The sequence below is a fragment of the Aeromonas sp. QDB17 genome (assembly GCF_027705305.1).
Lineage (GTDB): Bacteria > Pseudomonadota > Gammaproteobacteria > Enterobacterales > Aeromonadaceae > Aeromonas > Aeromonas caviae.
In genome coordinates, this window is the sequence record NZ_JAPDBP010000029.1 from 1 (window position 1) to 21,770 (window position 21,770).

Annotated in this window: 18 protein-coding genes, 3 tRNA genes and 1 pseudogene; 11 read left to right on the forward strand and 11 right to left on the reverse strand. The window is 58.4% G+C overall.

The genetic code is table 11. The features are described from left to right. The 6 genes and pseudogenes from OKC41_RS19005 to OKC41_RS19030 form a co-directional block, all read left to right on the forward strand. Positions 1–396: pseudogene (locus OKC41_RS19005) on the forward strand (site-specific integrase); the annotation flags it as partial. Positions 397–594: 198 nt separating this feature from the next. After that, positions 595–1,560 (forward strand): site-specific integrase, encoded by a 966-nt coding sequence (locus tag OKC41_RS19010; protein WP_111912223.1) that lies wholly within the window; start codon positions 595–597, stop codon positions 1,558–1,560. Positions 1,561–2,073: 513 nt separating this feature from the next. Next, positions 2,074–3,429, forward strand: coding sequence for a VapE domain-containing protein (locus OKC41_RS19015; protein WP_111912221.1), 1,356 nt, complete (start codon positions 2,074–2,076; stop codon positions 3,427–3,429). A 908-nt stretch (positions 3,430–4,337) separates the two neighbouring features. Beyond that, the gene (locus OKC41_RS19020) at positions 4,338–4,598 is read left to right on the forward strand and encodes a hypothetical protein (protein ID WP_270672274.1); all 261 of its coding nucleotides are present in this window, start codon (positions 4,338–4,340) and stop codon (positions 4,596–4,598) included. 130 nt (positions 4,599–4,728) lie between these two features. After that, positions 4,729–4,989, forward strand: a complete 261-nt coding sequence (locus OKC41_RS19025) for a hypothetical protein (RefSeq protein WP_162627322.1) — start codon at positions 4,729–4,731, stop codon at positions 4,987–4,989. 55 nt (positions 4,990–5,044) lie between these two features. Then, positions 5,045–5,713 (forward strand): hypothetical protein, encoded by a 669-nt coding sequence (locus tag OKC41_RS19030; RefSeq protein ID WP_162627321.1) that lies wholly within the window; start codon positions 5,045–5,047, stop codon positions 5,711–5,713. A gap of 494 nt (positions 5,714–6,207) precedes the next feature. On the opposite strand, the gene OKC41_RS19035 is transcribed toward OKC41_RS19030, so the two are convergent. Next, on the reverse strand, positions 6,208–6,723 hold the full coding sequence (locus OKC41_RS19035; RefSeq protein ID WP_201893777.1) for a phosphoribosyltransferase: 516 nt from the start codon (positions 6,721–6,723) through the stop codon (positions 6,208–6,210). Beyond that, positions 6,720–7,046 (reverse strand): hypothetical protein, encoded by a 327-nt coding sequence (locus OKC41_RS19040; RefSeq protein WP_201893778.1) that lies wholly within the window; start codon positions 7,044–7,046, stop codon positions 6,720–6,722. The genes OKC41_RS19035 and OKC41_RS19040 overlap by 4 nt, the downstream gene beginning before the upstream one ends. Positions 7,047–7,339: 293 nt before the next feature. Here OKC41_RS19040 and OKC41_RS19045 point away from each other — a divergent pair, with 293 nt between their 5' ends. Further along, entirely contained in the window at positions 7,340–7,876 is a 537-nt protein-coding gene (locus tag OKC41_RS19045; protein WP_201893779.1) for a hypothetical protein, read from the forward strand. Continuing rightward, the gene (locus OKC41_RS19050; protein ID WP_201893780.1) at positions 7,795–8,829 is read left to right on the forward strand and encodes a DeoR/GlpR family DNA-binding transcription regulator; all 1,035 of its coding nucleotides are present in this window, start codon (positions 7,795–7,797) and stop codon (positions 8,827–8,829) included. Before OKC41_RS19045 ends, OKC41_RS19050 begins: the two co-directional genes overlap by 82 nt. A gap of 114 nt (positions 8,830–8,943) precedes the next feature. Here OKC41_RS19050 and katG read toward each other — a convergent pair whose 3' ends face one another. The 4 genes from katG to OKC41_RS19070 all read right to left on the reverse strand — a co-directional run bounded on the left by katG (position 8,944) and on the right by OKC41_RS19070 (position 11,950). Next, the gene (katG, locus tag OKC41_RS19055) at positions 8,944–11,118 is read right to left on the reverse strand and encodes a catalase/peroxidase HPI (RefSeq protein WP_201893782.1); all 2,175 of its coding nucleotides are present in this window, start codon (positions 11,116–11,118) and stop codon (positions 8,944–8,946) included. A gap of 520 nt (positions 11,119–11,638) precedes the next feature. Continuing rightward, positions 11,639–11,714: transfer RNA gene (locus OKC41_RS19060), tRNA-His, on the reverse strand. Positions 11,715–11,760: 46 nt separating this feature from the next. After that, a tRNA-Arg gene (locus OKC41_RS19065) sits at positions 11,761–11,837 on the reverse strand. Positions 11,838–11,873: 36 nt separating this feature from the next. After that, a tRNA-Pro gene (locus OKC41_RS19070) sits at positions 11,874–11,950 on the reverse strand. 203 nt (positions 11,951–12,153) lie between these two features. Between OKC41_RS19070 and folD the strand changes: the two genes are divergently transcribed. Beyond that, the gene (folD, locus tag OKC41_RS19075) at positions 12,154–13,011 is read left to right on the forward strand and encodes a bifunctional methylenetetrahydrofolate dehydrogenase/methenyltetrahydrofolate cyclohydrolase FolD (protein ID WP_010674955.1); all 858 of its coding nucleotides are present in this window, start codon (positions 12,154–12,156) and stop codon (positions 13,009–13,011) included. 84 nt (positions 13,012–13,095) lie between these two features. Here the strand turns inward: folD and OKC41_RS19080 are convergent, their stop codons facing one another. The 3 genes from OKC41_RS19080 to OKC41_RS19090 form a co-directional block, all read right to left on the reverse strand. Further along, on the reverse strand, positions 13,096–14,259 hold the full coding sequence (locus tag OKC41_RS19080) for a PLP-dependent aspartate aminotransferase family protein (RefSeq protein WP_201926048.1): 1,164 nt from the start codon (positions 14,257–14,259) through the stop codon (positions 13,096–13,098). 92 nt (positions 14,260–14,351) lie between these two features. Beyond that, on the reverse strand, positions 14,352–15,374 hold the full coding sequence (locus OKC41_RS19085; RefSeq protein WP_219603680.1) for an isopenicillin N synthase family oxygenase: 1,023 nt from the start codon (positions 15,372–15,374) through the stop codon (positions 14,352–14,354). Between the two features lie 331 nt (positions 15,375–15,705). Beyond that, the gene (locus OKC41_RS19090; protein ID WP_270672276.1) at positions 15,706–16,344 is read right to left on the reverse strand and encodes an NAD(P)-dependent oxidoreductase; all 639 of its coding nucleotides are present in this window, start codon (positions 16,342–16,344) and stop codon (positions 15,706–15,708) included. 100 nt (positions 16,345–16,444) lie between these two features. Between OKC41_RS19090 and OKC41_RS19095 the strand changes: the two genes are divergently transcribed. Next, positions 16,445–17,344: a LysR family transcriptional regulator gene (locus OKC41_RS19095; protein ID WP_041215048.1), complete on the forward strand. Its 900-nt coding sequence runs from the start codon at positions 16,445–16,447 to the stop codon at positions 17,342–17,344. Positions 17,345–17,460: 116 nt separating this feature from the next. Beyond that, positions 17,461–18,360, forward strand: coding sequence for an AraC family transcriptional regulator (locus tag OKC41_RS19100; RefSeq protein ID WP_182936212.1), 900 nt, complete (start codon positions 17,461–17,463; stop codon positions 18,358–18,360). On the opposite strand, the gene OKC41_RS19105 is transcribed toward OKC41_RS19100, so the two are convergent. Continuing rightward, positions 18,357–19,925: a cyclic diguanylate phosphodiesterase gene (locus OKC41_RS19105; protein WP_270672277.1), complete on the reverse strand. Its 1,569-nt coding sequence runs from the start codon at positions 19,923–19,925 to the stop codon at positions 18,357–18,359. The two genes, OKC41_RS19100 and OKC41_RS19105, sit on opposite strands and share 4 nt — an antisense overlap. Continuing rightward, the gene (locus OKC41_RS19110; RefSeq protein ID WP_270672278.1) at positions 19,915–21,438 is read right to left on the reverse strand and encodes a diguanylate cyclase; all 1,524 of its coding nucleotides are present in this window, start codon (positions 21,436–21,438) and stop codon (positions 19,915–19,917) included. Before OKC41_RS19110 ends, OKC41_RS19105 begins: the two co-directional genes overlap by 11 nt. Positions 21,439–21,770: the final 332 nt, after the last annotated feature.

Here is a 21,770-nt window from a genome sequence, read left to right on the forward strand (position 1 = left end):
CAATTCCGCCACACCTATGCGAGTCAGATGCTCACTGCGGGCGTCTCTGTAGAGCGGATTGCCCGTAAAATGGGGCTCACCAGTACTGCCATGATATATAGGCACTACGGGAAATGGATTGTAGAGGATGCACCTGATTATGATGCCGTTGAGGATGCTGTGCTGGACCGCTGTTTTAATGGTTTTACGAAACTGGAGCCAGCTACGATAGCTAAATCCGACGAGTCTCATCAGTGTTATGGTTCAGACACTGCGTCTATAGACGATAGTGATTCGAGAATACACGATATTTCCGTTAATAGCTCATCTACATTACATATGGATGATAGGCGGATGGCAGCTATACATAAATTGAGCCAGCGATGGGGAGTAGACAAAAACAATATATTCTTATAGGTCAAGTGGTTTTATTTAACTAACAACAAATCCACGATATAATACTGTATGCAATAATTCAATTATTGTAGTGATACCGTTCATTATAATTTTACGATAAACGTTACGTGAGTTGTTATCCTATATGGCTGGCGCTCATAACTTTTGCGTTAAGATAATAGTTTTTAAATAGGGGCCGAAAAGAGCTCTAGGAGATATATGGTTACCAAAAAGACGGAGTTTGAGTATACGAAGCTGGCTAAATTTTTTTATCAGCGCCTTGAAAATAGAGAGATGCCACTCACGGCAAAAAATATTTCTCAGGAATTGCTAGCCTGCGCACCAGATTACCGACCAGGGTATTGGCGGAGACTGCGATGTGCTCTGGCGTATCACCAGAATATGCTGGGCTATGTTGATGCTGCCGAACGTATTCGGAGGGCGAAAAACCCTGTGACTGCACATGGTAGTAATTTATCAAAAAGATCCAGACAGCCCCGAGCGAGGGCGATCAATCAGTCAGATGAGGATGCTCTGAAATCATATTTTAATCAGCGTGGTGACATTAGTATGGTTTCTGCCATCCTCATTTTTAAAAACGCAGGCATTAGACCCGCTGAGCTTTCAGGTCTGAGGGTGGATGGAAATCGGCTTATTGTGACGGGCGCTAAAAAAAGCCATGGCGGAAAACGGGGGGCAGACCGGACTTTACTGTTGGATGGCATCGATTCTGGCCTGCTCAGATATTGTGTCATGCAGGCACAACGAGTAGACGTTGGTGTGATGCAGGACAGGCTGCGGGCTGCTGGTAAAAAATTATGGCCTAGGCGTAAGGCTCTACCCACATTTTATAGCTGGCGTCACCAGCTCGGCTCTGAGCTCAAAGGTTCCGGAATGGACCGCCAACGTATTGCATATTTGATGGGCCATCAGGCCACTGGCTCTGTTGACCGTTATGGCAATAGGAAATTAGCTAGAGGCGGGCGACTGCCTAGCTGCCCTGCTGATGCCGATTTAAGCGGAATTCGAATTACTCACAGTCAGCTATCAGCGGATAATACACATTATATCAAACCTGAGTCTCCAGTAATAAATCAGGTCAATAATACCTCAGTGCGGAACCGAGGGATGGCAGCTGTGATATTCAGACGAAAAAATGAATCCAGTGAAAATGATTTATCTTAATTCAAGGAGGTTATGAATTAATTCATTAGTATATCGAGATTAAAATTGGAAGGGGGGGACAATAAAAATATAGTAAGTAAGTCCGACCGCCACACACGTAAGTGCGAGGCGTGAGACTACGTAAGTACGGGCTTCTTTAACCATACTTACGCGCACAAAAGTGCGTAAGTATGTGGATGGGTCGAGGCACGAGACCGGAACCCCGTAGAGAGCTTGCGAACGGAGTGGGTGGAGAATCCATTTTTATGGATGGCATGAAGCGGGAAATATGGAATGACATCGGAACCATATGTGTGCCAAGGTGACATCTGACGAAGTATGAGGAAGATCAACCTTGACACATATATTGGTGACGGTCATCCATATTTATAGCGCAATGCCATTCATAAAAACCTTTTAGATTTAATTGAATTGGCTGGCTAATGTATTAGCGGCTCATGAAGTTAACAAGTAGAAAATAATAAGGGTTCATATATAACAACAATCAGGCGATAACGCCCAGGATAACAAAAAATGAAAAACAATAAAAATACAACAGTTGAGCATGATATTCCGTCATATGACGGTCAGAACGATGGTGTTGCCACAGAGCAGGTTCAGCAGGCTGTTAGGTCAGTGATGCAGGGTGAACTGCTGACTCTGCCGGACATGGGCCCTACTGGCCGCCCTATCAAGACCAGTGCAAATCTGTGCGCCCTGATTCGATTTCAGGCATGGTTGCCGCGCTACAACCTGATGACGGGTGAGCCGGAACTGGCGGGGGCTGATGGTGAGCGCCTGGGGGGCTCTGAGGCGGGCCAGCGATCTGCGCTGATTGATGCCTGCCAGCTGGCAGGTGTGCCGGATGCCGTGATTGAGGAGCACCTGATCGCAATTTGTGAGCGCCACAGTTATCACCCTGTGCGTCAGTGGCTCGAACGTGGGGCACCGTGGGATGGGAAACCGCGCATCGATGCGGTGATTGCTACCCTCAATACCGCTAATCCCGCCTATGCGGGTGCCGTGTTGCATGCATGGCTGGTTGGGTGTGTTGCTGCGCTGTATCACCCACGCTGGCATTCAAAACTGGTGCCGGTGCTGGCGGGCGGGCAGTCCCTCCGTAAATCCGCATGGATTAGCCGTCTGGCTGCCGTGGTGCCAGGTTCAACCTTGGATTGCTCCATCAATCCAGACAGACCTGATGATGTTCGTCGCGCTGTGTCAGCGTGGATTGTGGAACTGGCTGAGTTGGAAAGTACGACGAAGCATGAGGCTGGCTCGCTCAAAGCTTTTCTGACAAGAGAGAGTGATTGTTTCCGCCTGCCCTATGCCCGCAGCATGACCACTAAAAAGCGCCAGACCGCATTTATCGCCACGGTTAACGGCTCGGATTTTCTCAGAGACACGACAGGTAACGCTCGATTTGCGGTTATCGAGCTAGCCGCTGCGGCTGATGTTGATCGCCTGAATGCGATCCTAGGCTGGAGCTGGAATGCAGGCCGACTATCCTTGGATGATCCTGAGCAACTGCGCCAGTTCTGGCTGGAGGTAAGGGAACGTTATGAGTCTGGAGCAACGTGGTTTCTGGATGACGAGACCGCAGCGCTGGCAGCTACTGCAAACGATGCCCACACGGACAAGGGCCCGTTCTATGAGGTGATTTACCATCACCATCTATCGCGTCCACTGGCCTCATCTGAATGGCTCACGGCGAGCGAGCTGTGCGTCCGCCACGGTGAGAGGCTGAGCATGGCGAGTAGTTGGGGTAAGGCACTCCGGTTGCTCGCGAGCGAGGGCAAGCTCCAGAGCCGCAGGGTGCGTTCTAATCGGACTGAGTACCTGCTGCCCGTCGATAGCCCCAAAGAGAAGGGCAAAGCCGACAAGAAGTAACTCTTAAGCCCTGCCGATAAGGCGGGGCTTTTTTCTGCCTGTAGGGTTGGCAGATGATTAAGTGATTAGGCAGTGGTTAAGTGCAATGTGGACTGCTTAACCAGCTTGAATGCCGCACCATTACAGGCCCACAGTGGGTTTTTGTTAATTGATTAAGTAGTTGCTATATAAAAAGTCATGGAGTAAAAATGCATGGGCTTCTCAAACGCTTAGAATGCTTTGCTGCAACGACACCTAACCACCTAACCATTATTGTATCAAACGCTGTCATAGCAAGGCTCAGGGCTGATTAAGAGGAGGTTGAGTAGCGTAACTAGTACCTAATCACAACAACCGATCACACACCATAAAGATTACCGATCACCATTACACCGAGAGCCCAGCAGATATATCGGGAATTGACGCCGCACAACCTAATGGTCGTCGGTGCTGATTTTCTTATTGCCGTTGAATACTCAACGGCAGATTAGCCACATAGGCAGCCAGTACCCTTGTTTAGGTGTATCAGACCGCTCGATCCATTTCAGGCAGCAGAGCAGAGTCAATACATTGAAAATATTCATTTGAGTAGTGATATGGCTCATGTTCATGGTGGTAACACCATGGTATCATTGAAAAAATCATGAAACGGCGCCCAAATGATTACGATGATACTGAGCCCCTGACAGTGCCGTCAGTCGGGTGCGGTAGCCATCCCAATGCGGAAACAAGCAGGACGGGAGAATTGCAATCCAAATGAGCCGTTTCTGGAGCTCATTGGGGCAGGTCTGACGCCGGTATAGCCTTATTAGCATGAGTGCAATAGGAAACCCAGCAAGAGCTAGCCTGTTGCCTTGCGGCGCCCAGGGCCGTACATGCGGAATACGCTGAATGTGAATATTTCCAAGGTTACCTGAGTAAGAGGAATAATGATGAAGGTTTTGAATGAAATTTTGGCAATTATAAAAGAACATCCGCAGACCAAATCCAGCGGGGTGCTGGCTGCCGCGCTGGCGTCCGCTTGCAATACAAGCTATTCAGTATCACTGCTAGATGTGTCTGCGAGCCTTGACGATAACGGCAAGAGACTGATTGATCGTCTTGCTCGAATTACTCAGGAGCCTGATTACTCGAACAGTGTGCAGGATCAGGCCCTCCACCAACTGCGGGCGCTCGGGTTCATTCGCTGATCGAGGAAATATGGTCAAATGCTGCCATTATTGGCGGCATTTTCAACCTGATTACCCATGACTAGGAAGGTGTGGCATTATTAGGGTTGGTTATTTATTCAATTCTTCACTTTATTTCGAGGGCGGTAAAATGAATTTTTCGAGGATTGATAATGGGCATCATATTGATATAGATAGTGGTGTAGAGTATCAGTCTACTTGGCGTTTTTGTAAAAACTACAATATTGAATTAAATGATATGTTAGTTTTATCAACAGCTAAGCGCAATGGGGTTTCTCATTATAAATTATGCCGTATCGAATTTGAAAAAGCACGTGAAATATATGGTGACTTTGTTTATATGTACCCAGTGGTGTGGCTTAAAGAAAAGTTTTTAACAAAAAACAAGTAACAAACAACCCATAGTTTGATTGTTATGATGACATTTTTGACAAGAAGAGTATATTATGAGGTTTTTGTTTTTTATAGGTGCAACACTGCTTGTTTCTGGCTGTAATGCACTACCCCCCCCAAAAAAAATTGGCATGCCAGACATGAGCGATAATCCATGTTTCAATAGATTATTTGATACATATAGCTCACGGATTAAATCCAATAAGTCACATTATAGAATGATTGATACATTTGAAGGTATAAAGATGTGTTCAGTGAACCTTTCAGGTGGCACAGATGCTTATTTGCTGTATGACCCCAAAGCCCCCATTTACTGGCATGATTATACGAGGTCTTATGAAAGTGAATATAATATAAAGACGAGATTGGAAAAAAATTATACACAGTGGGTGAAGGCGCAATCTGATAAATTATGTGCTGCTGATATTTCTTGCATGACAAAGAAGCAGTACCAGGAGGAAGCTCACCTGAGGCAGGTAGCTAAAACCGAAAAAATCTTGGAGGAACGCAAAAGTAAGCAAATGAAACAATGCCTACCATACGCCAAGGATCTATCTAGTAAGATACCATCACTTCTTAACCCAAGGGTCCAGACTGCCTCAGGAAATGGTGTTATTCTTTTTTGTCTAATTAAATTCGACCAAAAAACCATATATGGTACACTCCCTAAAATAAAGTCGTTAACAATTAACACCGCCAATGGAGCTTATGAATATCAATAATAACAAATATATTTTTATAAAAAACTAAAGGCTGTGCTATCAAGTACAGCAATGTATTTATTAAAAATGCGGTTCCTGTATTTTATTAAAATGACTTTTGTTTTGTCTAATACTAGGAGTACTTTCTGTTGATGGCGATGTTCTGATAGCCAGTTTTGTTGGCTAATTGACAATGTCACATAATTGTGACATGATTTTGTTTTATGTTAGCCATAACTGGTTGATTCACAACGCTTTAGTAAGTGATATCGAGGGTTCGAATCCCTCCCTCACCGCCAAATAAAACAAAAGGCCCCGTCGCAAGACGGGGCCTTTTGTTTTTCCGGTAACCGGCAATCTGGTCTCTACCCGGTATCGACAGGCGGGTGGACTAGCCCTGCTGGAGTGGCATAGGCCGTACACCGGGCGACACCGGGACGTGGTCTGGTCAATTCTTCTCTTGCTGTCAGGTTTATCCTGATCGGTTTATCGCTCCCTAACCTTGTCCCGTCCCGTTATCTCTTCAACCTGGAGACATAGGGGATATTCCGGTACTTGTGCTCCCAGGGCAGGCCGTAGCCCACCAGCAGGTCATCGCTCGTCATCTCGTAGGCATAAAACTGCTCGGCGGGGATAGCCACGCGCCCTGATTTGACAAACAGGGTCGCGATGGACAGGGAACGTGGCGCGAACGCCTGCAGGTGCGCGACCAGCCGCCTCATGGTACCCCCCGATTCGATGGCGTCGTCCATCAGGATGACGTCTCTGCCCTGGATGCCGACATTGTTGTGAAAGACGATGGGAGAGGCATTGTGGCGCTCCCCCGGAGTGTGGGGGCAGGAGATGTAGTCCATGGCGATATCAAAGCGCAGCGCCCTGACGACATCGGCGGTAAACAGCATGCCGCCCGGCACCACGGTGATCACCACCGCCTCCGTGAATCGCTCGTTGAGCCGTTTGGCGATGACCTCGACGCCGAGCGCAATGTCCTCGGTATTTAATACCACGTCGCCGAAAACAGGGTTTCTCATGGCAGCTCCTGACAGGTTGTAGAAAGAGGGGTGGCCCGGGGTGCCAGCCCCACGCCTCTGCTGAGGAGCAGGGCCAGCACCATCAGCAAAACGACGCCGTGGAGGGCAGCCGGCAGACCGAAGGCGTCGGCGACAAAGCCGACCAGGGCGGGGCTGGAGAGCACCCCGACATAGTCCTGGGTGGCGTCGCTTATCTGGGCGTTCAGTTTGGCGAAGGGGATGATGGAGGCCCAGGCCGCCGTGGCAAAGCCCGAGCAGAAGAAGGTGGCTCGGGTGGCGAGCCGCTCGTGCCGGGGCCGCCGACTGGAGAGTGTGGACAACATGGGGTCTCCTTGGATGACAGTCGAAGGAGGGGCTGTGCCTGGGATCCTCCGAGCGAGGAGGTCATGCTATGATCATTTCGAGCTAATATGAACAAAAATGATCTTGTATTTGTTTGTATGTGTTCATTGTGGCGATATGATGACCGCGATCAGCATGCATACATCCGAGGTAACAGCATGATCAAACTCATCATCACGGACATGGACGGCACCTTCCTCATATAGCAGGGGGGATAACAACCGAGCCCTGTTCGCCGAGGTGGTTGCCGCCATGGCGCAGCAGGGGATACATTTTGCGCCCTGCACGGGAAAACAGGTCGATCGGGTCGAGGAGCTGCTGGGGGGCGCAGAGCGCGAATATCTGGATCCTGGGAGACAGCGCCACCCGCATCAAGCACCAGGGGCGCTACGTCTATCAGTCACTGCTGGACAACGCCCTGGGCCTGGCCATCATCCGTTGGTTGGCGCGTCTGCCGGGCGAGCATATCGTCATCGCCTGCGCGGCGATCCGGGAGGAGGTGCCGGATCATCTGAAAGCCCTGGTACGCCACTCCTACACCCAGCTACAGACGGTCGCCGATTTTGGCGACATCACCGCGGACGTTGTGAAGGTCACCGTCTATGACGAGCAGGGGCGCTGCCTGGAGCTGCGGGGCCAGCTTGGCGAGTGTGATGACGAAGCCTGCATAGTGGCGTCCGACCAGCAGTGGATAGACATCGCCAATGCTGGCGTGCACAGGGGACGACGGTGGCCAGGTTGCAGCAGCTGGTCGGCGCTGGTCGTCATGAGACCCTGGTCTTTGGCGACGGGCTCAATGACATCGAGCTGATGGCGTGCGCCGACTTCAGTTTCGCCATGCGCAATGGCCACGACGGACCAAGGATGCCGCCCATTTCATCACCCGCTCGAACGATGAAGACGCCGTCATGCACACCATCTTGCAACTGCTCGCACTGCAGAGGTAGGGGGCGTGAGACGGGCCAGGCGATGATCGCCCGGCCATTACAAGGGAACACCATGGACAAGTATTCACCGGAGGAGCGACGGCTCCTCATTCTGGATCTGCTGGCCGCGCACCACAAGGTGATGGCGGCGGAGCTGGCGGAGCCGCTGGGCACCACGGAGGCGACCATCAGGCGGGATCTGCGCTATCTGGCCGATGAGGGGCGCTGCAAGCGCATCCACGGTGGCGCCATCTCCCTGTCGCCCCAGACGGGGACCCTGACCGAGCGCAGTACCCAGCATGTGGCGCAGAAGCAGGCCCTGGCCATGGCCGCCCTGAGCCTGGTCAAACCGAACCAGCTGATCTTCCTGGATGCCAGCAGCACCCACCTGCTGCTGGCCTCCCTCATGCCGGAACACCAGGGCCTGACGGTGGTGACCAACAGCCCGGCCATCGCCTGCCGGCTGCTGGAGAGACCCGGCATCAGGACCATCCTCCTCGGTGGCGAGCAGGATCCGCTGGTCGGCGGGGCCGTTGATATCGCGGCGGCCGAGGGCATCAAAAAGTTCCGCTTCGACCTCGGTTTCCTGGGGGTCTGTGCCTGGTCCTCGTATCTCGGCTTCAGCGCCGTGCATTACCAGGACAGCGAGTTCAAGCGCCGGGTCGCGGAGCGTTGCGGCTCGCTGGCGGTGCTGTGCAATGACGACAAGCTGGAGTCCCTGGCCTCCTACCCCTTCCTGCACGCCGCGGATCTCGACTACCTGATCTGCACCCGGCAGGATCCGGTCCTGGTCAAGACGTTCGAAGGGGAGGGCTGCACCGTCATCACCGCCGGCTGAAGCCGGGCAGGCTGCGCCGCCGCGAGAAGAGCGGGGAGAGGCCGGGGGCTGGAAGCAGCCCATAAAAAACGCCCCGTTCCCGGGGCGTCGGGAACGGGGCACCTGCCAGCGTCATCAGGCGAGATCGAAGCGATCCAGGTTCATCACCTTGGTCCAGGCCGCCACGAAGTCCTTCACGAACTTCTCCTTGGCATCCGCACTGGCGTAGACCTCTGCCAGGGCGCGCAGCTGGGAGTTGGAACCGAACACCAGATCGACCCGGGTTCCGGTCCACTTCACCTTGCCGCTCTGGCGATCACGGCCTTCATAGACTCCCTGGCTGCCCGCCGCCGGTTTCCACTCCGTGCCCATGTCGAGCAGGTTGACGAAGAAGTCGTTGGAGAGGGTACCCGGGGCGGCGGTAAAGACCCCGTGGCAGTTGCCCGCGTTGGTGCCGAGCACCCGCATGCCGCCCACCAGTACCGTCATCTCGGGGGCACTTAGGGTGAGTAGCTGCGCCTTGTCGATCAGCATGGTCTCCGCGAAGCCCGCGCACTCGCCCGCGTAGTTGCGAAATCCATCTGCGAGGGGCTCGAGCACCGCGAAGGAGTCCACATCGGTCTGGGCCTGGGAGGCATCCATCCGGCCCGGAGTGAAGGGCACGGTCACGGCGACACCGGCTCTCTTCGCGGCCTGCTCGACCCCCACGCCGCCCGCTAGGACGATGAGATCGGCCAGGGATATCTTCTTGCCGCCGGTGGCGGAAGCGTTGAAGGCCTGCTGGATCCCTTCGAGGGTCTTGAGGACCTTGGCCAGCTGTGCCGGTTGGTTGACGGCCCAATCCTTTTGCGGGGCGAGCCGGATGCGGGCACCGTTGGCGCCGCCACGCTTGTCAGAGCCACGGAAGGTGGACGCGGAGGCCCAGGCGGTCGACACCAGCTCGGCCACGGACAGGGAAGCCGCCAGAATCTGTTCCTTGAGCAGGGCCACGTCCTTGTCATCGATCAGGGGATGATTGACGGCGGGGATGGGGTCTTGCCAGATCAGCTCCTCTTTGGGTACCTCCGGCCCCAGGTAGCGGGCGATGGGGCCCATGTCACGGTGGGTCAGCTTGAACCAGGCGCGTGCGAAGGCATCGGCGAAGGCCTGCGGATCCTCGTAGAAGTGGCGGGAGATCTTGCCAAACTCGGGGTCAAAGCGCAGGGTCAGGTCGGTAGTGAGCATGGTCGGCTTGTGGAACTTGCCCGGGATGTGCGCATCGGGAATGATCTCCGGCGCATCCTTGGCCACCCACTGCTTGGCGCCGGCTGGCGATTTGGTCAGCTCCCACTCGTAGTTGAACAGGTTTTCAAAGAAGTTGTTGCTCCACAGGGCTGGTGTCTTGGTCCAGGTTACTTCGAGCCCGCTCGAGACGGTATCCTTGCCATGGCCGCTGCCGTAGTCGCTCATCCAGCCGAGGCCCTGTGCCTCCAGAGGCGCGGCTTCCGGCTCTGGCCCCTTGTGGGATTCGGGCGCGGCGCCGTGGGCCTTGCCGAAGGTGTGGCCGCCCGCGATAAGGGCGACCGTCTCTTCATCGTTCATGGCCATGCGACCGAAGGTGGAACGGATGTCCTTGGCCGCCTCCATGTAATCGCCGCTGGCGTTGGGCCCTTCCGGGTTGACGTAGATGAGGCCCATGTGGGTGGCACCGAAGGGGGCCGTAAGCTCGCGATCGCCCTTGACCCGATCGGGATCGACCCCGAGCCAGGCAATTTCATCCCCCCAGTTGACGTCCTGATCCGGCTCCCACACGTCGGGCCGCCCACCGCCAAAGCCGAAGGTGCGAAAACCCATGGTCTCCAGGGCGACGTTGCCGGCGAGGATCAGGAGATCGGCCCAGGAGATCTTGTTGCCGTATTTCTGCTTGATGGGCCAGAGCAGGCGACGGGACTTGTCGATGTTGACGTTGTCAGGCCAGCTGTTGAGGGGGGCGAAGCGCTGTTGACCACGGCCGCCGCCACCGCGACCGTCGGTGGTGCGATAGGTGCCCGCAGCATGCCAGGTCATGCGGATGAACTGGGGGCCGTAGTGACCGAAGTCCGCCGGCCACCACTCCTGGGAATCCGTCATCAGCTTGACCAGATCTTTCTTGAGTGCCTTGTAATCCAGGCTGGCGAAGGCCTTGGCGTAGTCAAAGTCCTTGTCCATGGGATCGGCGCCGGGGGAATGCTGATGCAGCAGATCCAGCCGCAACTGGTTCGGCCACCAATCTCGATTGGTTCTGCCGACGCCGGCGGTGTGGTTGAAGGGGCATTTGCTTTCTTCACTCATCTCTGTCTCTCCTTGGCAGTCATGTGCAATGCAGACAACTCAGTATGGGAACTTTTCCTGCAACCGGCGGGGCATGTGACAGGCTGGGCCTTGGACCGGCATCGGGGGGATATCAATAACTCCTTATATTTCAGCTAATTGATTAAGGATGGGATGACCGTATTACGAAAAGATGAATCGGTGCCATCGAATTTGGCTGCTCCTGTACAAGGGATAAGAGAAGGAAGGAGCGCCCTGGCAGCCGTGTTATCAATTTTTTTATCCATAACACGAAGGATCAGACCTGGACTTGCGCTGGGTCATGGCATGGGGAGGGCTTGTCTTGAGCGGGGTAGAAAACCCCATTTTTGTGACGGCGGTCCGGATTGCATCCTGAGCAGGGCGACGGCGCCAGAGGATGGGGTGGGGGTGTTGCGCCAAAAAGCGGGCGGCGCAGAAACAAAAAGACCGGCCAGTGGCCGGTCCAAACAGACAGCGTGCTGCTGTCTCATCAGGCTGATCCCAGCCTGGAGGGGAATGATGGGGTGGCTGATGGGGCTCGAACCCACGACAACCGGAATCACAATCCGGGACTCTACCAACTGAGCTACAGCCACCACTGAAATCTGCCTTCGATACAGCAATCAAACTCATGTGTATCGATGGCGCGCCCTGCAGGATTCGAACCTGCGACCCACGGCTTAGAAGGCCGTTGCTCTATCCGACTGAGCTAAGGGCGCGTTGTATCAAGAAATCCGGGGATTTCCCGATGAACCTGGTCGGTGATAAAGGATTCGAACCTTTGACCCTCTGGTCCCAAACCAGATGCGCTACCGGGCTGCGCTAATCACCGAAAATTCGCCATCCAGCATACCTTCGGCGGCACCACTGGGCAACGGGCGGGCATCATACCCAAGCGCCAAAGTCAGCGTCAACGACTTTTTCCACCAGTAAATTCAAGTGCCTACTTATTGCCCTCCCTGCGAGAGCCGCTAACACCCGCGCCAAAAAAATGCGACAATGCGCCGCAGTTGAACACATGGTGAGTGAAGAACGATGTCTGCCAAAATCATTGATGGAAAACAGGTTGCGCAAACGATTCGCAATCAGGTCGCCGCGCAAGTCCAACAGCGGTTGGCGCAGGGGAAACGGGCACCGGGTCTGGCGGTGATCCTGGTGGGGCTGGATCCGGCCTCCCAAGTCTATGTGGGCAGCAAACGTCGCGCTTGTGAAGAGGTGGGATTTGTCTCCCGCTCCTATGACCTCAGCGCCACGGCGACACAAGCAGAGCTGCTGTCCCTGATCGACCAGCTCAACGAGGATCCGGAAGTGGACGGCATCCTGGTGCAGTTGCCCTTGCCGGCCCACTGCGATACCACCCAGGTGCTGGAGCGCATTCGTCCCGACAAGGACGTTGATGGCTTCCATCCCTACAACGTGGGTCGTCTGGCCCAGCGGATCCCGGCGTTGCGACCCTGCACCCCCAAGGGGATCATGACCCTGATCGAGACCACCGGCGTCAAGACCCATGGTCTGCATGCGGTGGTGGTCGGGGCTTCCAACATCGTGGGGCGCCCCATGACGCTGGAGCTGCTGCTGGCCGGTTGCACCACCACCACCTGTCACCGCTTCACCCAGGATCTGGAAACCCAGGTGCGCCGGGCCGACTTGCTGGTGGTGGCGGTGGGCAAGCCCAACTTCATTCCGGGGGAGTGGGTTAAACCCGGTGCCCTGGTGATCGACGTGGGCATCAACCGCCTTGCGGACGGCTCCCTGGTGGGAGATGTGGAGTATGAAACCGCGCGCAATCACGCCGCCTTCATCACGCCGGTACCGGGGGGCGTGGGCCCCATGACGGTCGCCAGCCTGATGGAGAACACCCTGAGCGCCTGCCAGGATTACCACGACGCCTGATGAGGGCGCCGGGCAGAAAAGAGAAAGGGAAGGCATTGCCTTCCCTTTTTTTATTGCGTCACTCCCCCGGATCGCCACTGGATATCAGAGGAGGGCCAGGGCGGCGGCCAGATCGGCAATCAGATCGTCGGCGTCTTCCACCCCGATGCTGAATCGAATGAGATCGTCATTGACTCCGGCGGCGAGGCGGCTCGCCTCGTCCATGGCGGCGTGGGTGGTGCTGGCCGGATGGCAGGCCAGACTCTCGAGATCGCCGAGGCTCACCGCCTGCACGAAGAGTTGCAGGTTGTCGAGCAGGGTGGCGCAGCGCTCAAACCCGCCTTCCAGCTCGATGCTCACCATGCCGCCAAAGCCGCTGGCGAAGGCGCCGAGGGCATCGTGGCCCGGATGGTTGGCCAGCCCTGGGTAGATCACCTTTTTCACCGCTGGATGGGCGGCCAGGAAGTCAGCCACCTTCTGGGCGTTGTGCAGGTGGGCATCCATGCGCAGGGGAAGGGTCTTGACCCCCCGTTGCAGCAGGTAGGCCTCCTGCGGGCCGATGGGAGAGCCGATGTGCTTGAGGGCCACGGTGCGAATCGACTTCATCAGCGCGTGAGAGCCCGCCACCACCCCGGCGATGATGTCGCCGTGGCCGCCCAGGTACTTGGTACCGCTGTGCATGACAATGTCGATGCCAAGCTCGAGCGGGCGCAGCAGATAGGGGGTAAGGAAGGTGTTGTCACACACCGTGATGGCACCCACCTTGCGGGCCGCCTCCACCACCACCCGCGGATCCACCACCTTGAGGGTGGGGTTGGTCAGGGTTTCGAACAGTACCACCTTGGTGGCGGGGCGGATGTTGGCCAGCAGCGCCTGATCGCTCTCGTAGGCGGTGATCTTGATGCCGGCGCGGCTGAAGGTCTGCTTGAGGAAGGCATCGGTGCCGCCGTAGAGGGGGCCGATATAGGCCACTTCATCACCGCTGTCTGCCAGGGCATACATGATGGCACTCACCGCCGCCATGCCGCTTGCCACCACCAGTGCCTCATCTGCACCTTCGAGGGCTGCCAGCTTCTGCTCCAGTTCGGCGGTGGTGGGGTTGCCAAAGCGGCTGTAGATGAAGCCGGGGGCTTGACCTGCGAAGCGCTCCTTGCCCGCCTGGGCGTTGAAGTAGCTGAAGGTGCTGCTCTGGTAGAGCGGGGTGGTGAGGGCGCCGGTCTGGGGATCGATCCGCTGGCCGCTGTGCACGCTCATGGTCTTGAATTTCATTTTTTTACTCCGTCATTGTCAGGTCGTTGCCCGACTGCTTGTGTTATCCGGGGCGCCATCGCGCCCCTTTTTTAATGTCGAGTGGCGGGTTGTCAGACTAGCGCTGGCTCGCGCTGCGGCTCGCCTGCATAGTGGCGGGCCGCCACATCCGGGTGGGAGCGCAGCCTCCCCTTGAGCACGTTCTCCCCCACCTGATAAAAGAGCGGGTTGGCGGGATCGCTCTGGGGCCCTTCGGCCAGCGCCGCCAGCTCGGGGGAGAGGCTAAGCAGTGGCACAGTCGCATCCAGCCTTGCCGCCATGAAGAAGGCGCAGGAGAGGCGCGATACCCCGGGAGGGGGGCTCACCACCCGGTGCAGGGTGGCCTTGAGGTAGCCGTCGGACGCGAGCTCCAGCAGCTCGCCGATGTTGACCACCAGGGCGCCCGGCAAGGGGGGCGCGGGGATCCAGCCATCCGCCGTCTCCACCTCGAGCCCGGAGTGATCGTCCTGCATCACCAGGGTCAGGTAGCCGGGATCCTTGTGGGCACCTACCCCCTGACCACTGCTGCCTTCCGGTTGTCCGGGGTAGTGAATGAGCTTCATGTGCTGGTAGGGGGCACCGCGAATGCTCTCGTCAAATACGCCGGCGGGCTGCCCCAGCACCTCTGCGAAAGCGTCCAGCAGGGTGAGGGTGATGTCGCTCAGTCGATCCTGCCATGCCAGCAGACGTGTTTTCATCTCGGGCAGGGCGGCGGGCCACTGATTGGGGCCGATGAGGCGCTGCCAGGGTTCACGAATGTGCGCCACAGGCAGGGCCTGGGCCTCGTTCATGATATCGAACTGCTCCCGCAGATCCGGCCGTGCCCGGGTGAGCTCTGCCCCCACCTGGTTGTAGCCGCGAAAGTGGGGGGAGTGGACCATCTGCACCGCCAGTTTTTCTTCAAGTGGCAGGGCGAAGAAGCGGGCGGCGAGCGCCAGGGTCTCCTGGCGCGCCGATTCGCTCAGATCATGGCCCACCAGATAGAAAAAGCCCACTTCGCGGGCGGCCTGGCCAAGCTGCGCCAGCATCCGGCTGCGTGCAGCCGGGGTGCCCTTGAGGGCGGCGAGATCGATGATCGGCAATGATGGGGTGGTCATGGGCATCTCCTCACTTTCCGTGAACGGGGTCTGCGTGCCCCGGCGTGCGGGGTGTTGCGAAACCGGGGCGCACTCTTCTTGAGTGGCGCCGTTTGGGTTGAGGGTGATGCTACTGTTCGAGGTTATAAGGTGGAAGCAACAAAATATTCTTAGTTATATACAAAATTCGAAATGGAATTCGGACTTGAGCGAATGGAACGAGCAACGGGCGGCTCAGGCGGCGATCTGCCGTACCGGGCGAGAGCGACATTGGCGTGACGGGATAGACGGAGGGAGGCATCCGCCTCCCTCCGTGTGACTGTCATGGGAAGGGTTGCTGGCGCGCCTTTCCTCAATAACCCAGGGTGAAACGCTGGCGCAGGTGAGCCGGTGCTTGCGCCTCGTTCAGCACCCCGTCCGCCAGATCGCCGACCGTGATCCCGGCGGGCTGCTCGCCGCTGAACAACACCTGATCCGTGCCAAGGCGGTAACCGCCGCGCTTCTCGCCGGGTTCGAGGAACACGGGCGGGGAGACGAAACGCCAGTCGAGGGTGGTTTCCCGGCGAAGGGCGGTGAGACCATCCCGGGCCGCGAGGGCCCCTTGCTTCCACTCTGCCGGGAACTCCGGGGTGTCCACCAGCTGCACGCCCGGGGCGATTTCCAGACTGCCGGCACCGCCGACCACCAGCAACCAGCTGTTGGCGGCGACGGCGGCGGCCACGATGGCGCTGGCCCCCTTGAGGTACTGATCGTAGATGTCCGGGGCACTCCAGCCCGGGTTGTAGGCACTGATCACCCGATCGTGCCCCTTGAGCACACTGGCCAGTGCCTGGCTGTCCTGGGCGTCCACCGCCACGGCGGTGACCAGGGGATGGGCGGCGACCTTGCTCACGTCACGCACGATGGCGGTGACCTGATGGCCGCGGCTGACGGCCTCCTGGAGGATGGCTGAACCGACAAAACCGCTGGCACCGATGAGGGCAATCTTCATGGGAATTCTCCTTCACTGTGGGAATGGGGCTATCCTACGCCCCCGAGTGTGATTTAATAATCCACTTAAAATTGCATTCACTTGTAAGCAGGGTTTCATAATGGATCAGCTCAGACGCTACGCCATCTTCGCCGCCGTGGTGGAGGCGGGCAGCATGACCGGCGCCGCCAAGGCCCTCGGCATGACCCCGTCCGCCGTCAGCCAGCATATCAGTCAACTGGAGAGCCAGCTCGGCCTGCCCCTGCTGCACCGCTCCACCCGCCGCCTCAGCCTGACCGAGGCGGGGGAGGTGGTGTGGCAGGGTTGCCAGTCGTTGCAGCAGACCTTGAACGACACCGAGCTGCGCCTCTCGGAGGTGCGCGACAGCCTGCTCGGAGAAGTGCGGATCACCGCGCCGGTGGGGATGGCGGGCCAGCCTCTGGCGCGGGCGCTCTCGCCACTGCTGCAGGCGCACCCGGGCCTGGGCATCCAGATCATTGCCGACGACGAGAAGCGGGATCTCATCAAGGATCGCATCGACGTGGCGCTGCGGGTCGGCACGCTTGAAGATTCCACCCTGGTGGCGCGCAGACTGGGTCAGACCCGGATGTTGCTGTGTGCCTCGCCCGCCTATCTGGCACGCAAGGGCACGCCGCGCAGCCCGGCGGATCTGCTGGCCCACGACTGGCTGGCCTCGGACATGCTGGGGGGCGGGATACTGCTGCTGGACGAGAAGGGGGAGGCCCACAAGATCAAGCCCAAGCCCAGGGTGCTGTGCAACAACGTCTTGCCCCTGCGCCAGTTTACCCTGGCAGGGCAGGGGATTTCGCTGCAACCGGAAGGTGAAATAGAAGAAGATCTCGCCACCGGTCGATTGCTCGCGCTGCTGCCGGGATTTTTGGCCCCTCCCATGGAGATCCATGCCATCACCCCCCAGCGGGAGATCCCGGAGAAGGTGCGGCGGGTGATCAGCGCCCTTCGCAGCCACTTTGCCGAGCATGGCCAGAGCCGTCTACCTTGAGCGAGGCGGGATGAATAGCCAGGCGGTGCGCCGGCCTTGCGGTCGGCGCGACACCCCTGTTTAATGTGGCCCTCCCGGGCCAGAGCGCCCTCTGCTGGCGTGGTCTCAAGCGCATCATGACACCGACTTCTCCCCACCCACTCCGTGAGCCGGCACCCGAGGCGCGCGCCCACCTCACCCGCATCGAGCGAGTGCTCGACTACATCCATGCCAATCTGGATCAGCCGCTCTCCCTGGAGGCGCTGGCCCGGCAGAGCTGCTGGTCCCGCTGGCAGTTGCAACGGGTATTCCTGCATGAGACGGGCCAGACGGTGGCTCACTATGTGCGCGAGCTGAAGCTGAGCATGGCGGCGGAGGCGCTGCTCTCCACCCGGCTGCGGGTGCTGGATGTGGCGCTGGATCACGGGTTTGGCTCCGAAGTGAGTTTCAGCCGCGCCTTCAAGCAGCAATTTGGCTGCTCGCCGCTGGCGTATCGCAAGCGGGGCCTGCGGCTGGGGCTGCGCACGCCCCTGGTGCGGGCGGCGGTCCCCCGCTCTGCCTCTCCCAACCTGGTGCAGGTGCGCATAGAGAGCCTGCCGGCGTTCACCTTGCAGGGGGTCAGGGGCACGATCCGGGGGTTGTTCGATGCCTCACCGGATTTTCAGCAGACGGTGCCCGCCATCTGGCGAGCGCTGCGCGAGACGGGGGCGCTGGACCTGTCGAGGGAATGGCTGGGGGTGGTGGATGTGTCGGGGGCAGGGGAGCGGCTGCCTTACTGGGCCGGAGTGGCCACGACGGCGCCTACGCCCCCCGGCCTGTCGAGTCTCAACGTGCCGGCCCAGGAGTATGCCGTGCTCACCCACAAAGGACCCATTGCCCAGCTGGGGGAGAGCCTGCACTGGTTCATCCTGCACTGGCTGCCGGAGTCGGCATACCGGGGGCTGGACGGTTTCGAACTGGAGCGCTATGCCCCCGGCTTTGACGGCCAGCAGCCCGACGCCACCATGGAGTACTGGCTGCCCGTCGCCCCCCGTTAGGGAAGGAGGCTCACCCCGGCATGGCGCCGGGATGGCTCCGGGCGTGTGGCGCTGGCCAGGAGATCAGTGAACTGGGCCGGTGGCAGCGGCTTGGCGAAGTAGAAGCCCTGCAGGTAGTCGATGCCATAGTGGCGTGCCATTTCGACCTGCTCCTGGGTCTCCACCCCCTCGGCGACCAGAGCCAGCCCCATGCGATGGGCGAGATCCAGGATGTTTTCGACGATATGGCGGGAGGGGCCTTCCTCTTTCATTCCTTTGATAAAGCTGCGATCGATTTTGATGATGTCCACATGGAACATCTGCAGATAGCAGAGGCTGGAGTGGCCGGTGCCAAAGTCATCGATGGCGATGAGCACGCCCAGCTCGTCCAGGGCATCGAAGATGGCGCGGGTCTGCTCGTCCGCATCCACCATCTCCCGCTCCGTCACCTCGAGCACCAGGCGCAGATCCTGGCCCGGGAAAGCGCGAAGAAAGTCGCGGCACTCGGCGACGATGTCCTGGTTTTTGAAGTGCTGGGCGCAGACATTGACGGCGACGTGAAAGCCGGGGGGCAGCCTGTCGGCCACCCCGACCAGATAATCCCGGGTCTGGGCCATCAACTGGCGAGTCATCGGCACTATGTAGCCGCACTCCTCCGCGAGGGGGATGAAGTGGTTGGGGGCAATCATCCCTTGTGTGGGATGACGCCAGCGCATCAACACTTCACAACCGCGCAGGCGCCCCTGCCTGTCCATCACGGGTTGCAGATGGGGGATGAACTCCCGGGCCGCCATGGCTCTGGCAAGCTCGCTGCGGGGGGAGCCGCTGCGCCCCCTCAGATAGAAGGTGAGCAGCCCCAGCAACAGCGCCAGCACAGGGGCGGCAAGCAGGTTCTCCTGGTTGTACGCCCAGGCAAACGCCAGCACTTCCTTGTAACCGTTGAGCGCCACCAGGCGATAGGGATGAGCGGTGGGCTCGCTCTGTTGCAGACGCTGTCCCCCTTCCAGCAGGCGGGCTGCGGGCAGGGTCCTGCCGTGGCCATCGAGGGCCTGGTCCCCGAGGAGGAAGAAGAGGTTGTCCTCTCCCATCACGGCCTGCAAGGCGCCGAAGATGTGGAAGCCGTCCAGCTCCACCAGCAGGGTGCGATCGCCGGATGGCTGACGGTAGAGGATGGCGGTCTGCCCGGTGATGGGGCTGTGTCTGGCGAGGATCAGCGTCTGGTTGCCCGCCGGGCCACGGGGAATATCCCGGGTGAGGATGGGCCTGTGCAGGGTGGTACAGCGCAGTTGCTGCCCCTCCAGCACATAGAGTGCCCGCGCATAGGGGGAGGCGGTGATGAGGTCGCGCAGGGCCAGTTGCTCATCCTGGCAGCGGCCCATGGCGAGGGGGTGGGCGGCCTCGACTAGGGACTGACTGTCGTTGATGGCACTCTCTATCATGGCCCTAGCATGGTTCAGGCTGCGCGCGTTGTCCTTGCGAAGGCCGCTGGCCGCCTGCAGGAGGTTGAGGGCGGTGAGGCCGACCAGCAAGAGGAGCCCGAGCACGATGGCCAGACGCAGACGCTGTGCCAGGGGATCAGTCGGCATGGTGCACCCGATTCTTGCCGGCATCCTTGGCCTGATAGAGCGCCTGATCGACCCGCGCCAGCAGTTGCTCGGCGGACTCCTGTCGCCACAGTCCCAGCCCGGCAGAGAAGGTCACCACCAGGTCCGGTTCGCGCCATGGTCGCTGTGCCACCTGGGTGCGCCACTGCTCGAGCATCGTCAGTGCTCTGGTGCTGTCCTCCCCGGGAATGATGATGGCCAGCTCCTCGCCGCCGTAGCGGTAGAGGGTGGCCTCCTGGCCTGCAATCTGCCGCCCTTCCCGGGCAACCGCCCGCAGGACGTCGTCACCGACCGGGTGGCCGTGGGTGTCATTGATGGATTTGAAGTTGTCCAGATCGATCAACCCCAGGCAGAAAGGGCGGCCGGCGATCAGCTGGTCGTCGAGTGCCTTGTCAAAGCAGCGGCGATTGAACAGACCCGTCAGGGCATCCGTGTTGGACGCCTCCACGGCTTCCAGCATCTGGCGATGGCCGCTCTGGATCTCCTGGCGCAACTGATCCCCCGGTTTGCCCGCGTGGATGCGTCCGGTGCGCATCAGGGCGATGATCTCGAAAATCATCTTGCTGAGCACATGACGCAAGGACCACCAGCAGAGCAGGCAGATCAGCATGCAGCCCACCAGGGTGATCTGGAGCTGGTGGGACTCGCTGCTGCTTACCTCCTTGAACCTGGCATCGCTGACGGCATAGATGACGAACCAGTCCGGGTTGGAGAAGGAGTAGTAGTAGAGGTGGGTCTGGCGCTTTGCATCGAAGAGGTGGTCGGCGCCGTTGGTCATCTGCTCGATGAGCCGGCGGTCCACGCGATGGCGAAACAGGTTCCCCACATCCGAATGCAGCAGGATGTCGCCCGCCCGATCGACCAGGTAGAACTCCCCCTTGAGAGGGCTCATGAGCTGACGCAGGGGATAGCTCATCTGCTCGAGATCCACGTTCATGGCCAGGGTGCCGAGGAAGAACCCCTCCTTGTCGAGCAGGGGGCGGGAGACGGAGACGCTGCGGCTCTTGTCATCGAACTTGCTGGTGTAGTGGTCGGTGTAGTGCACGAAGAGGGTTCGCACGGCGGCCGCGAGAAACCAGGGGCGCTCCCTGGCATCAAAGTGCTCCCCGACCGGCAGATGGGGGATGGCGTTGAACCGCCCCTGCGGATCGGCGAGCAGGATGCTCTTCACATAGGGGGTGAGCGCCAACGTTTGCATCAGGGAGAGGCCAAGGGGCGTGTGATCCTCATTGAGGAAGGCATCCAGGCCTGATTCATCGATGACACTGCCCGTTTCGTTGAGGACATGCTCCAGTGACTTGAACTGTGGCTCGATGGACTGGGTCGCCATGTTGTGCACGAACATGGCCGCCACCTTGTGGTACTTGCGCTCGGCAGAGGTCCGGATGCTGACACTGACGGCCATCAGGGCGATGAGCAGGGTCAGGATGATGACTCCGAAGGTGACGTTGAGCTGGGTATCGCAGTGCAGATTTTGGTGGGCGGTCTCATTCATAGGCGTGTGCTGATGGCTTGGTATTGTCTCAATCAGGGCGGATAAAAGGGTGGGCATGCTATCGCCTCATTTATCAATAGCGATTGACCAGGATCAACAAGGGGAGGGAGATCGCGACCATACTTGTCTGATGAGTGTGAATATGGGGGTGAAAATGCTGCCATGTTCTGAATATGTGATGGTTACTTGCTAATTTGCTGTGCAAGTGAAGGCGGTGACCTTCATCAGGCGGCCATGATGGACCCTCTCAGAGAGCCTCGACGGCGTTGCCATGTTGCCTCCGATAGCAGATGGCGTGCCTGCCACCCTCGCTTTCCCCGCTTCCCCGCCAA